The sequence below is a fragment of the Lacticaseibacillus pantheris DSM 15945 = JCM 12539 = NBRC 106106 genome, from assembly GCF_001311175.1.
GTDB lineage: Bacteria > Bacillota > Bacilli > Lactobacillales > Lactobacillaceae > Lacticaseibacillus > Lacticaseibacillus pantheris.
Genome location: NZ_BBAI01000009.1, coordinates 16,484 through 28,839 on the forward strand (window position 1 = coordinate 16,484; position 12,356 = coordinate 28,839).

The window sequence follows — 12,356 nt, forward strand, 5'->3', positions numbered from 1 at the left end:
GGGATGAAGAATGGCTAAGGCCAGAACGAGATATGTGTGTCAGAACTGTGGCTACGTGTCGGCCTCGTACGTTGGTCGTTGCCCCGATTGTGGTGGGTGGAATACCCTGATTGAGGAGACCGTCACCACCACGAGTAGTACCAGCACTAAAAGTCAGCCACGCCAAACTGTGAGTGGTAACCAGGTGCGTCCACAGAAAATGAATGCGGTCACCGCTACCCGCGAGCGACGCATTACTACTAACCTCAAAGAACTCAACCGGGTGTTGGGCGGTGGGGTAGTGCCCGGTTCACTCATCCTGATTGGTGGGGATCCTGGTATCGGGAAGTCGACTTTGCTGCTGCAAGTTTCCGGACAGCTAGCCGCGGAGCACGGCACCGTGCTGTACGTGTCGGGGGAAGAAAGTGCCAGTCAGATTAAACTCCGCGCGGACCGTTTGGGCGTAGCAATTCGGGGATGTACCTTTACCCCGAAACCGACATGCCCGCCATCCAGCAAGCCATTGATGACATGCACCCCGACTTTGTGGTGATTGATTCCGTGCAGACCATGAACGTTCCGGACATGAACTCCGCGATCGGTTCCGTGAGCCAGATTCGTGAGGTGACCAGCGAGCTGATGAGGATTGCCAAGAGCCAGGGCATCACCATCTTTGTGGTGGGTCATGTGACCAAAGAGGGCTCGATTGCCGGACCCAAGATGTTGGAGCACATGGTGGACACCGTCCTCTACTTTGAAGGGGACATGCACCACACTTACCGGATACTGCGGTCCGTGAAGAACCGTTTCGGTAGCACCAACGAAATTGGCATCTTCGAGATGCGTAATGATGGGCTGCAAGAGGTCGCTAATCCGTCCGAAATTTTCCTGGAGGAACGGATGCAGGGGGCTACTGGTTCGGCCGTCGTCGTGTCGATGGAGGGTACCCGGCCCATCCTCGTGGAAATACAGGCCCTCATTACCCCCACGCTGTTTGGCAACGCCAAGCGCACTAGCAGTGGGATTGACCGCAATAAGGCCAGCCTGATTATGGCGGTGCTGGAAAAGCGGGCGGACGTCATGCTCCAGAATCAGGACGCCTACCTGAAGGCAACCGGTGGTGTCCGTTTGGATGAACCGGCGATTGATCTGGCGGTGGCGATGGCTATCGTTAGTTCATACCGCGATGTGGAGATTGCCGCCACCGATGCGTTCGTGGGTGAAATCGGCCTGACGGGTGAGGTGCGGCGTGTGAACCGGATTGAAGACCGGGTCAAAGAAGCGGCGAAACTCGGCTTCAAGCGGATCTTTGTGCCGCGGAATAACCTGCACGGTTGGGATGTGCCCACCGACATCGACGTCGTGGGTGTCACCAGTGTGTCCGAGGCGCTGCAAAAGGTGTTCGGACGGCGTTCGTGATTTAATTTTGGTACCTGCAAGGCTAATTATGACCCGGGAAATTATTTCCCGGGTCATAATTAGCCTTTTTACGGTCGCGAGCAGTCAATATGTTTTTGTGTTGGCCGTCACTGCGAATGGTCCGAACAAACATTGTTAAAATTACGTGTACACTTTTGTCCAGACGGTCGCCTGTATCGATGATAAGGGCTAAAATGTAACCTAGGTAGTTGTCTTGCTCAGCTACCAATACACGAGTATTGCGTGTAAATCTTATTGGAGGAGGAAAGTACATGCAGAAACGAATTATCACCGCAATTTTTGCGGTTTTAGGTATCCCGGCCGGAATTGCCGTTATGCCCCGAGTGTGGGCATTAGCAGGTATGGATCAGAACGAACTATTTAATAACTTTATTGTTAATGCAATTATTGGCGCCTTATTCTTTATCGTTCTGGCCTTTTTGCTTGCAGGCGTGATCATGCGCCTAATCGCACGTGCTGACCAATTTTTGAGCGACAAATCGCCGACCTACATCTTATTCGGTAGTCTATCGACGATTGTGGGCCTGATTTTGGCGACGCTGATTTCGCAATTGATTTTCTTTCGGTTGCCCAACGGCTTTTTGTCCACAGTCCCACCCATCATCTTGATGATTATTTTTGGTTACTTAGGTTTCCGGGTGGGGACCACCCGGCGGCATGAGTGGCGGCGGTTATTGATGACGATGCGGCGGAACAATAACGATGCCAAACCAAAGCCGGACATTAGTCAGGCTGATGACGTTGAGGGGGTAGCATTCCACCAGTACAAAATCCTGGACACCAGTGTCATCATTGATGGACGCATCCAGGCGTTAGCCAAGACGGGGTTCATCGAGGGCACGCTGTTGGTACCCAACTTTGTACTCCACGAACTGCAGCTGATTAGTGATTCGGCGGACAGCTTGAAGCGTGAACGCGGACGCCGGGGGCTCGACATCCTTAACCAAATGCAGAAGGACAAGAACATCCGGATTGAGATGACGGATTCGGACTTTGAAGGTTCGCGCGAGGTTGACGGCAAGCTGCTCAAATTGGCCAAGGAAATGGATGCCGTCGTGGTGTCCAATGACTATAACTTGGGCAAAGTCAGTGAGTTCCAAAACGTACCAATTCTGAATATCAATGAATTGGCGACCGCGTTGAAGCCGGAAGTAATTCCGGGTGAGGAAATGATGGTGCACATCGTGAAGGCGGGTACCGAGCGCCAGCAAGGTGTTGCGTACATGCCCGAGGGCACCATGGTCGTGGTCGAAGATGGCCAGTACTACATGGACCAGAATCTGCGGGTTATTGTGACTAGTGCCATCCAGACCAACGCCGGCCGGATGATTTTCGCCAAGCCAGCGCACAGCGTTAATCCCTTAGGCAAAGACGTGACTACTGAGGCCACACCAGATCCTGCGGCGGCTGCTAACCAGACCGGCAATGCAGAACCGCAAAATGGGCGTCGTGGTCGGAGTAAAGCGCGCGGTGACAACAAGAATTAAGTAATAGTTGACTGAACGGAGTGGGTGACGGGTGTTGGGGACTTTGGTTTACGTAGTACCAGGCTTTTTTGCCGGCTTGGTGCAGAGCATTACAGGTTTTGGCTCGGGTATTGTGTTGATGACGTTCCTCCCGTTTGTGTTGCCCATTCCCCAAGGCGCGGGGGTATCGACGTTGACAATGTCGGGCCCGAACGCGGCGCTAGTTTGGCGCTACCGGCGTGGAATTCACTGGTTACACATTATTATCCCGTTCATCGTTTACTCAGTAGTGGCGACGGTTGCGGTGCACGTTGGCCAAAACCTGTCGGCACCACTACTGAAGGGGTTGCTGGGCGGACTATTGGTCGCCATTGCAACATATCAGGTGTTGATGCAGTACCGTGGACACACACCCAGCCATATTATTTGGCCGGTTGCGGTGGTGTTCATGGTGGTGTCCGGCTTCTTCAACGGGTTATTCGGCATTGGTGGCCCGCTCATGGCACTGTACTTCTTGACGGAAAGTCGGAGTACAACCGAGTACCTGGCTAGTATTCAGACGTTCTTCATGCTTGACACGGTGTACGTGACCACTTTGCGTTTTAGTCAGGGCATCCTGCAGTTACACCATCTGGGGTTCGTTGCTGTGGGGATGGTTGGCGCGGTACTGGGTACGGTGGTGGCCAACCGGGTGATTGACCGGCTGAACCTCGACCGGGTGCGGCGCATCGTCTACATCTTCATCGGTATCAGTGGACTGTACTACCTCGTTCAGTCGGTTATCTGACGGTTGTGCTAGTGTTGCCGGGTGCTGTGGGGTGCGGCTACGGTAGGGTGGTGCTGGCCGTGATCGGCTACTAGCCTCACGCTCACGCCCGTTCCGGGCTACCGCGAATTGCCATAGCCCGAGAAACCCACTCGGTCTAGCCAATTTGATTCTGTACGTCGGCTACGCTCCTACAGAACTGCGGGCTTGTAGCCGTCACGGCCAGCACCACCCTCCCTCCGACGCACCCCACGGCACCCTACATTAGTGGGTGCAAAATCCACTCAGCAACCCAAACCTGTAACTGGGCGGTGACAGTGAAGTATGGTACACTTATTATCGGAATTTTTAGTATTATTTAGTAGTCATTAGGAGGCAGAGAATTGGCAGAGCGACCAGTACGTGTGCGCTACGCACCGAGCCCGACCGGACATCTTCACATTGGGAATGCCCGTACGGCTTTATTCAACTATTTGTTTGCACGTCACAACAACGGCACCTTGGTTTTGCGGATTGAAGACACCGACACCAAGCGTAACGTCGCTGACGGTGAAAAAAAGCCAGATGGACAACCTCCACTGGTTAGGTATTGACTGGGATGAAGGTCCCGACAAGGGCGGCGACTTTGGCCCTTACCGTCAATCTGAACGCCGCGACATTTACGCACCACTGATTCAGGAATTAGTGGACAAGGGTCTGGCTTACGAATCCTACAAAACTGAGGACGAACTCGAAGCCGAACGTGCGGAACAAAAAGCCAACGGTGAAATGCCGCACTACGTTTACGAATATGCCGGTATGACTGAGGAACAAAAGCAGGCCGCCATCGACGCCGCTAAGGCCAAGGGGCTCGAACCTGTGATTCGTTTCCACATCCCCTCCGACCACAAGTACGAGTGGACCGATATCGTTAAGGGTGACATTAGCATTGACTCCGATTCCATCGGGGGCGACTTTGTCATCCAGAAGCGCGACGCATGCCGACGTACAACTTTGCCGTGGTTGTTGATGACCACCTGATGGAAATCACCCACGTTCTGCGTGGTGACGACCATATCGCGAACACGCCTAAGCAGATGGCAATTTACGATGCCTTTGGCTGGGAGCACCCCGTCTTTGGGCACATGACGCTGATCATTAACAGCGCCACGGGCAAGAAGCTGTCCAAGCGTGACGAGACCATCCTGCAGTTCATCGAACAATACAAGGAACTGGGCTACCTGCCACAGGCGATGTTTAACTTCATCGCGCTACTTGGCTGGTCACCAAAGGGGGAGAGCGAGCTCTTCTCCAAGAAGCAGTTCATCAAGCAGTTTGATCCGGAGCGCTTGAGCAAGAGTCCCGCTAAGTTTGACCAAAAGAAGTTGGAATGGGTTAACAACCAGTACGTGAAGAAGACCGACATGAACGATATCGCCGGCCTGGCCATGGACAACCTGATTCGTGCGGGTAAAGTTGACGCTGATCCTGACAAGGAACAGATCGAATGGGTACGGCAGGTGGTCAACATTTACCGCGACCAGATGAGTTACACCGCCCAGATTGTGGACGATGCGGACCTGTTCTTTAGTTCGCCGGCCGAACTGGACGACGCCGACCGCGAAGAACTGGCCGACGAACTGGCTTTGCCAGTCATCAAGGCTTTCCAGGCACAGATGCAGACCATCAAGCCGTTCTCCGCGCTGAACATTAAGCGCGCTACGCAAGCGGTACGTGCCGAAACTGGTGCTAACGGGCGTAAGTTGTACATGCCAATTCGCATCGCAACCACCCGGGTAATGCACGGACCACAGTTACCAGAAACTCTGGAACTAATTGGCCGCGACACGGTGCTGGCTAACATTGATTACGTATTAAACGCGCTGAAGTAAGGCGTTATTATGGGGGAGCAACTACGCGCGGAAACGGGCGCAGGGGCCCCCATTTTTTTGTTTATTGGGGTGGAGTGGGTAACTGCATACCACTCAACAGCGCTGAATTGATCCGATTGCACAAACAGGAGGTTACTGTGGCACAACAACTATTACGCAAAGTGCGCCGAGCGCGCTGCACGCCGATCATAATTATTGGCCTGGTGGCTCTACTGATGGTGGCTCCCCAACTGTGGAACCACAGCGTGATTTTAGGGATTGATTCCATTTTTCACCTGAACCGCTTCTACGATTCCTACCAACAAATTCGCCACCACGTCTGGAGTTATTTCCAGATGGATTACGGCTTTCAACGGACGGGCCGCGTGGTGAACGCACTTTACGGACCGCTCTTTAGTTATGCGGCGGGGTACCTACTTCTGTGGACCCGGAGTTGGTTAGCGCTGGAAGTGATTTTAGGCTGGCTGGTACTGTTCATCGCCGGTTGCGGAATGTACGTCCTGACACGGAAGACGGGCGTACGGCGACTTTGGGCGACCACGGCGGGATTAGTGTACATGCTGTCCGGCTGGGTGGCGGCGTGGCTGACGACGCAGGAGTTCACGGCATGGGGTGCGGCCCTGATGCCCATCATTTTGTTGGCGGGAGTCCGTATGCTGGAACATCCCGAGCGTCCCGTCCGGGTAGTACCTCTGGCCCTTATTATGGCGATTGTTCTGCAGACGCACGTACTGAGTGCCGTACTGGGCACGTTAGCGTTGGTGCCATTCGTGGTGATTGGCCTGTACCGGACGCCACGCAAATGGCGAATGGTGCTGAATCTATTACTTGCCGTGGGTATGACTTTGGTACTAACCGCTAATGTCTGGGGAGCAATGTTGGAAGTGTACACCAGCGGCCACGTATTAGCCCCGTACGCGCCCAACAACGTCAGCACCTACACCGTGGCGCCATCGTTCGCCAATTACGCGCGGGGCACCATTGACGGCACCGGCTTAGGACTGGTGATGACGTTACTATTTGGTGCGCAAATCATCACGGTCTGCACCCGCTGGCGATCCACACGCGTACTTAACCGGACATTTACGGTGACCGGAGCGGTCTTTTTGCTCATTAGTTCGCGCTTAGTGCCGTGGAACGCGATTGTGGCGCACTGGTCCGGTCTGGGCAACTTTTTGCAGTTTCCCAGCCGGCTATTGGTGGTCGCCGCAACCATGTTGGTTGCCGGCGCCGCGATGACGGTGGGTGACGGGACTTGGTGTTTGGGGCACACCGGCCGACTATGTTGCCGCGCGGCGGGCGTGATGGCTGTGGGCTTGTTGGGTTTGCAGACGGTGGCGGACGTGCAGCACTCCGCCGAGTCGTGGAACAACCCCCAGGTGCTACAGTCACAAAGTAGCATCACGATGAACGCCCCCGACGTGGCAACGATTCGCGAAACATTCGCTGGTCACCATCTGGGCCGCGCGCTCCAGATGGTGGCAAAGGCGACCCCTGATTACCTGCCAGTACCGGCGGCATCCGTCCGGTGGCTGCACGACAATAGCCAGTCAGTGCTGTACCACCAGCAACGGGTGGCCGTCACGAACGATCCCGACGCCAATGAGGGCGCAGTCGGTGGACGGATTAACTCCAAACTGTACAAGCAGCAGCAAGTCGCTTTGGATGATGCGAGCCCGTACAATATTTACTACGCACAGATTATCGCCAACATGCCGCAGTATAGTTACGCCGCGTACGCTAGCGGCGATCCGGAGCAGTATGCGCGTGATGAGGCCAAGAAGGGTGTAACTGTGACGGATGTTGCCGGCATGACCAAGACGACGCGATACCACAAGGCAACTTTGCCTAACGGTGCCCTGGCGACGAGTTGGATGGCTACGGAGAGCGGCGCGGTGCAATTGCCGGTTGTGGCGTACCCGCACACGCAGCTTTGGCTTAACGGTCAGCGGTTACGGCGCAGCGAGTATTCCCGGACGGATATCGGAGCGGTAATTGTGTATGCACGCAAAGGCGCGAACCAACTAGTGCAGCGATACGTGCCGGACAGCTGGTTCAATACCTTGACGCAGATCGTGGTGATTGGTTGGCTGTCGGTAGCGCTTTATGTGGCGGCAGATGCTATACTACGGGTAAGGCGCTGGCATGTGGACCAGCGAGGATAATTTCAAAACAAGGGTGATAACATGGCGGACTACATTCAAATGATTCGTAGCAAAGTGGGACACGAACCGGTGATACTGAACACGGCGGCTGGGATTGTGCTTGATGAGCAGAACCGCATTTTGCTACAGGAACGCAATGGCGAGGATAGCGGCTGGTGTGTGCCGGGCGGTTACCTGGAATATGGTGAAGGCTTCAAGGACGCCGTCATTCGTGAAATGAAGGAGGACACCGGGCTGGACGTCGCGGTGGTGCGGTCACTGGGGATGTTTGATAAGTACTTCATGGAATACCCTAATGGCGACAAGTTGCAGAACTGCGCGCAGTTGTTCCTCGTTCGGGTCGTCGGTGGTAGTTTGGACGACGCTGACCGCGAGGAGACTAAGCGGTGCGAGTACTTTGAATTTAACGACCGGCCGGTAACGTTCATTCAGCAGAACGAAGACATGGTGAACTACGTTGCGGCGCTGGTGGCGACCCACCAACTGTAAACTGATAGCAATGTTGAACTGGGACTCACTCCGGTTAACAATTAACGCACTGGCATCTCCGGATTAGCCCGGGGGTACCAGTGCGTTTGTTTGTGCACTCCTGGCTGGTGGCTGGTCGTACTGGCGTGCTGGTTCCGGTTGAGCGGCTGGTCCCCGCGACCGGCTACGTGCCTCACGCTCACGCCCGTGCCGGGCTACCGCGAATTGCCGTAGCCCGAGCAAAACCCGATCGGTCTAGCCAATTTGATTCTGTAAATCGTTACTGCCAGTAAGTGCTTGCGCACCAACTGGCAGTAACTCTAACAGAACTACGGGCATGCAGCCGTCACGGGGCCCAGCCGCTCAACCTCCACCACCACGCCAGTACGACCAACGGTGGAGGGGTACAGTTAAATTCAGGCTACAATTCAAACGGTAGAACGATTATAGACAAATTCGAAGTGTTCAATCACATGACTAGTAACGTCTATACTGATGCCCGTCCAGTTGCGTGATGATTGAGTATGGAATCTAGGCTAGTGGGATTAGAGCCCACGAATTATCGGGAACCGCGGGTAACCTTTGGGACGGAGGCGTCGTACCCGGAGACGTGGTTAGTACTGTAGCGGGAGGCCGCGTCGGTCGGGCCGGTGAGCGGAGGCGTGTGGGGTCGGAATGGTAACCACTGCCGGGGTGTAACGTTCTTACGGCTTTAGCCGTTAGAACGCGACGAATTTCGAGACTGACCGGCGGTTTTCCGGGCAGGCTTGAAATCGCGGCGGAAACACGCCCGTACTTGGCGGGTTGAAGCCTTCGCCCTAGCAGTGGATTACCATGGAGTACCCCACGTAAGCCGCAGTTCACCGGTCCGGCCAACGCGGCCGCCAACCACTACCGTAGCAATCACGGCGCAGGGTACGACGCCTCCGTCCCAAAGGCCACCGGCGCGTTCGTAACCACCCAGCTTTCGGCTTAGCAGTTGCTCACCACTCCTATACGGGCGCGCTCCGATTTTACCCCACTACAAGACGCGATATACTAGCCGCAGGGCGGGAAGTCTTGTATCATGGTAGTTAGCTTGAACTACGAAGGGAGGCGGCGGCCAATGTTGCGTTTGTACAACACACTGACCCGTCAAAAAGAGGAATTTAAACCCATTACACTTGGTGAAATCAGGATGTACGTGTGTGGCCCAACCGTCTATAACTATATCCATATTGGTAACGCGCGTTCGGCCATCGCCTTTGATACGATCCGGCGGTACTTTGAGTACCGGGGCTACAAAGTCGATTACGTCTCGAACTTTACCGACGTGGACGATAAAATTATTAACGCCGCGCACGAGACGGGGGAAGAGCCCCTCGACTTGGCTCAGCGGTTTATTGATGCATTTATGGCCGATACGAAGGCCATTGGGATTGAACCCGCAACCGTGAACCCGCGGGCCAGCCAGATGATTCCCGATATTATCGACTTCATTCAGGTCCTCATCGACAAAGGTTACGCGTATGCGAGTGACGGGGACGTGTACTTCCGCGCCCGTAAGGCTAAAAACTACGGTGCTCTGGCCAACAAAAACATCGACGAGCTGGAGCAGGGTGCGAGCCAGCACGTGGCCGACGCCGAAACGGCACGCAAAGAGGACCCCATCGACTTTGCCCTGTGGAAGGGTGCCAAACCTGGCGAGATTCGTTGGGATGCGCCGTTTGGCCCGGGCCGTCCCGGGTGGCACATCGAGTGTTCCGTGATGAGCACTAAATTGCTGGGCGATACCATCGATATTCATGGTGGGGGCCAGGACCTAGAATTTCCGCACCACCAAAACGAAATCGCGCAGAGTGAGGCCAAGACTGGCAAGACCTTTGTTAACTACTGGATGCACAACGGCTTCGTCACGGTTGGCGAGGACGATGAAAAGATGAGTAAGAGTCTGGGCAACTTTGTGACCGTCCACGATATTATCAGGACGGTTGACCCGATGGTGCTCCGGTTCTTCATGGCGACCACGCAGTACCGCAAGCCCATTCGGTATACGGAGGCCAACCTGGCGGCCGCAGCGACCGACCTCGAGCATTTGCGGACGCGCGCGCCAACCTGGTTTTCCGTCAGGACGGAGCTAGCAAAGGTGCCGCAGAGCAGATTACTACCGCGGTGACCGATTTGAAGCAGCGTTTCATTGACGCCATGGATGATGATGTCAACGTGGCCAACGGACTCGCGGTGCTGTACGAGCTGGTGAAGTTGATGAACGAGTACGCCACCAGCGACGTTGTGTACGCGGATAGTGTGGCGCTGTTACTGAGCACCTTTGACGCCTGGATGCAGATCTTTGGCGTACAGATGGCAACGGAAACCGAACTATTGGATGCAGATATTGAACAGATGATTCAGCAGCGCGATGCGGCGCGGGCGGCGAAGGACTTTGCCACCAGTGACCGGTTGCGCGATGAATTAGTGGCGCGCGGATTATCCTCGAGGATACCGCGCAGGGAACGAGGTGGCGTCGCGCATGACGATGGATCCGCGACATTTAAATGGAATTGCACTCGCCTACATGGGGGATGCAGTGTACGACATGTACGTACGGCAACACTTGTTGGAGCAAAGGGGCTTAACCAAGCCAGCGCAACTGCAACGGGTGGCGAAAAACTTTGTATCCGCTAAGGCACAAGCCGCTTTGATTGACGGCATGGAGCAACGGAGTGTCTTGAGCGACGAAGAGTGGGATATGTACAAGCATGGTCGCAACGCTAAAAGCTATACCCACGCAAAAAACACGGACGTGGTTACTTACCGTGTGTCGACTGGTTTCGAGGCCCTCTTTGGGTCACTGCACCTCGCCGGACGCGAAGACCGGGTACGCGAGTTAGCGCATTGGTGTATTGATTACGTAGAGCAAGGGGGGACTGGACATGGACAAGTCAAGTAAGGGTCGCGGACGCGAGACAATCGGCGTGGTGACGGCCGTCGTGACGATGATCGGCGGGCCGGTCGGGATGCGCGGCGGACTCCGCGGCGTGAGCAGGTTGCACCACGGCGTGAAGAACGAGATCCAGAAGCGGATGACAACGAGTTTGTATGGGGTCGGCACGCGGTTGCCGAGGCGTTGACGAATGGTAGTGCTGCAACCATCAACAAACTCTTCGTGCAGAAGTCGCTCAGTAGCGACCAGATTCACACGATTGTTGAGCGGGCCAAGAAGGCCAAGATTTTGGTGAGCGAAGTACCGAAGAGTAAGCTCGACCTGTTGAGCGATAACGGTAACCATCAGGGTGTGATGCTCGCGATGCCACCGTACGCTTACGCCAGCATTGACGACCTCTTTGACCACGCCAAGGAGGCCGGGCAGGATCCGTTCTTCCTGATTCTCGACAACTTGGAGGATCCCCGTAACCTCGGGGCCATCATGCGGACTGCGGATGCGGTGGGTGTTCACGGAATTATTATTCCGAAGCACCGTGCTGTGGGACTGACTAGCGCTGTCGCGAAGATTAGTACCGGGGCAATCGAGCACGTTCCGGTTGCGCGGGTGACGAACCTAGCTAATGCCATCAAGGAGTTGAAGGACCGCGGGCTGTGGATTTTTGGCACTGCGATGGAGGGCCAGGACTTCCGGCAGTGGAACGCGACGGGGCCCATTGGTCTGGTCATTGGTAACGAGGGCAAAGGTATTTCGCCGGGGATTCAGAAGTTGATGGACGCGACGTTATCCATCCCCATGGTGGGACACGTGCAAAGCCTGAACGCCAGTGTTGCAGCCGGCGTCTTGATGTATCAACCTTCACCAGCCGTCAGGTAACCGAATAGACAAAGCAATGGAGCCGGCACGTGGTTGTGCCGGCTCCATTAGTTTGTCTATTGGCTGGTCGTACTGGGGTGGTGGCTCCGGATGCGTCCGTTAAGCATGATAGCCGTTCGCTACGATAAGTTTTCCGCGGTAACTGTAGCTTGCACCAGGTATCTAACGCACACGTGCGGGTTGATCAAGAATGTTGGTATTAGTGGGGTAATGGTGGAGGTTGAACGGCCGGGCCCGAGACGGCTGCATGCCCGTAGTTCTGTAGGAGGCGTAGCGACGTACAGAATCAAATTGGCTAGACCGAGCGGGGTTTGCTCGGTCTAGCCAATTCGCGGTAGCCGGTACGGGCGTGAGCGTGAGGCACGCAGCACCGCCGCGGGCCCGGCCGTTCAACCGGAGCCA

The 12,356-nt window shown here is 55.3% G+C and carries 7 protein-coding genes and 3 pseudogenes; all 10 read left to right on the forward strand.

The annotated features are described in order from the left end of the window. The first annotated feature begins 10 nt into the window (after positions 1–10). The 10 genes and pseudogenes from radA to rlmB all read left to right on the forward strand — a co-directional run bounded on the left by radA (position 11) and on the right by rlmB (position 11,954). Positions 11–1,398, forward strand: a pseudogene (radA, locus tag JCM12539_RS04585) (DNA repair protein RadA). Between the two features lie 272 nt (positions 1,399–1,670). Then, a complete protein-coding gene (locus tag JCM12539_RS04590) occupies positions 1,671–2,906 on the forward strand; it encodes a PIN/TRAM domain-containing protein (protein ID WP_082405342.1) in 1,236 nt (411 codons plus the stop codon). A 43-nt stretch (positions 2,907–2,949) separates the two neighbouring features. Continuing rightward, positions 2,950–3,672 (forward strand): sulfite exporter TauE/SafE family protein, encoded by a 723-nt coding sequence (locus tag JCM12539_RS04595; protein ID WP_338043279.1) that lies wholly within the window; start codon positions 2,950–2,952, stop codon positions 3,670–3,672. Between the two features lie 362 nt (positions 3,673–4,034). Further along, positions 4,035–5,448: pseudogene (gltX, locus tag JCM12539_RS04600) on the forward strand (glutamate--tRNA ligase); the annotation flags it as partial. A gap of 211 nt (positions 5,449–5,659) precedes the next feature. Then, positions 5,660–7,687 (forward strand): putative glycosyltransferase family protein, encoded by a 2,028-nt coding sequence (locus tag JCM12539_RS04605; protein WP_054649620.1) that lies wholly within the window; start codon positions 5,660–5,662, stop codon positions 7,685–7,687. A gap of 21 nt (positions 7,688–7,708) precedes the next feature. Then, on the forward strand, positions 7,709–8,176 hold the full coding sequence (locus tag JCM12539_RS04610; RefSeq protein WP_054649622.1) for an NUDIX hydrolase: 468 nt from the start codon (positions 7,709–7,711) through the stop codon (positions 8,174–8,176). A 1,084-nt stretch (positions 8,177–9,260) separates the two neighbouring features. After that, a pseudogene (gene cysS, locus JCM12539_RS04615) lies at positions 9,261–10,668 on the forward strand (cysteine--tRNA ligase). After that, on the forward strand, positions 10,665–11,084 hold the full coding sequence (locus JCM12539_RS04620) for a Mini-ribonuclease 3 (RefSeq protein ID WP_054649624.1): 420 nt from the start codon (positions 10,665–10,667) through the stop codon (positions 11,082–11,084). The pseudogene cysS and the gene JCM12539_RS04620 overlap by 4 nt, the downstream one beginning before the upstream one ends. Continuing rightward, positions 11,068–11,265: a hypothetical protein gene (locus JCM12539_RS04625; RefSeq protein ID WP_054649626.1), complete on the forward strand. Its 198-nt coding sequence runs from the start codon at positions 11,068–11,070 to the stop codon at positions 11,263–11,265. The genes JCM12539_RS04620 and JCM12539_RS04625 overlap by 17 nt, the downstream gene beginning before the upstream one ends. Further along, entirely contained in the window at positions 11,262–11,954 is a 693-nt protein-coding gene (rlmB, locus tag JCM12539_RS04630; RefSeq protein ID WP_054649628.1) for a 23S rRNA (guanosine(2251)-2'-O)-methyltransferase RlmB, read from the forward strand. Before JCM12539_RS04625 ends, rlmB begins: the two co-directional genes overlap by 4 nt. Positions 11,955–12,356: the final 402 nt, after the last annotated feature.

What these genes read in the sequence shown, in the direction of transcription:
- JCM12539_RS04590 (WP_082405342.1), top strand. Translation starts at nt 1,671, where the DNA reads ATGCAGAAACGAATTATCACCGCAATTTTTGCGGTTTTAGGTATCCCG.
- JCM12539_RS04610 (WP_054649622.1), top strand. Translation starts at nt 7,709, where the DNA reads ATGGCGGACTACATTCAAATGATTCGTAGCAAAGTGGGACACGAACCG.
- JCM12539_RS04620 (WP_054649624.1), top strand. Translation starts at nt 10,665, where the DNA reads ATGACGATGGATCCGCGACATTTAAATGGAATTGCACTCGCCTACATG.
- JCM12539_RS04625 (WP_054649626.1), top strand. Translation starts at nt 11,068, where the DNA reads ATGGACAAGTCAAGTAAGGGTCGCGGACGCGAGACAATCGGCGTGGTG.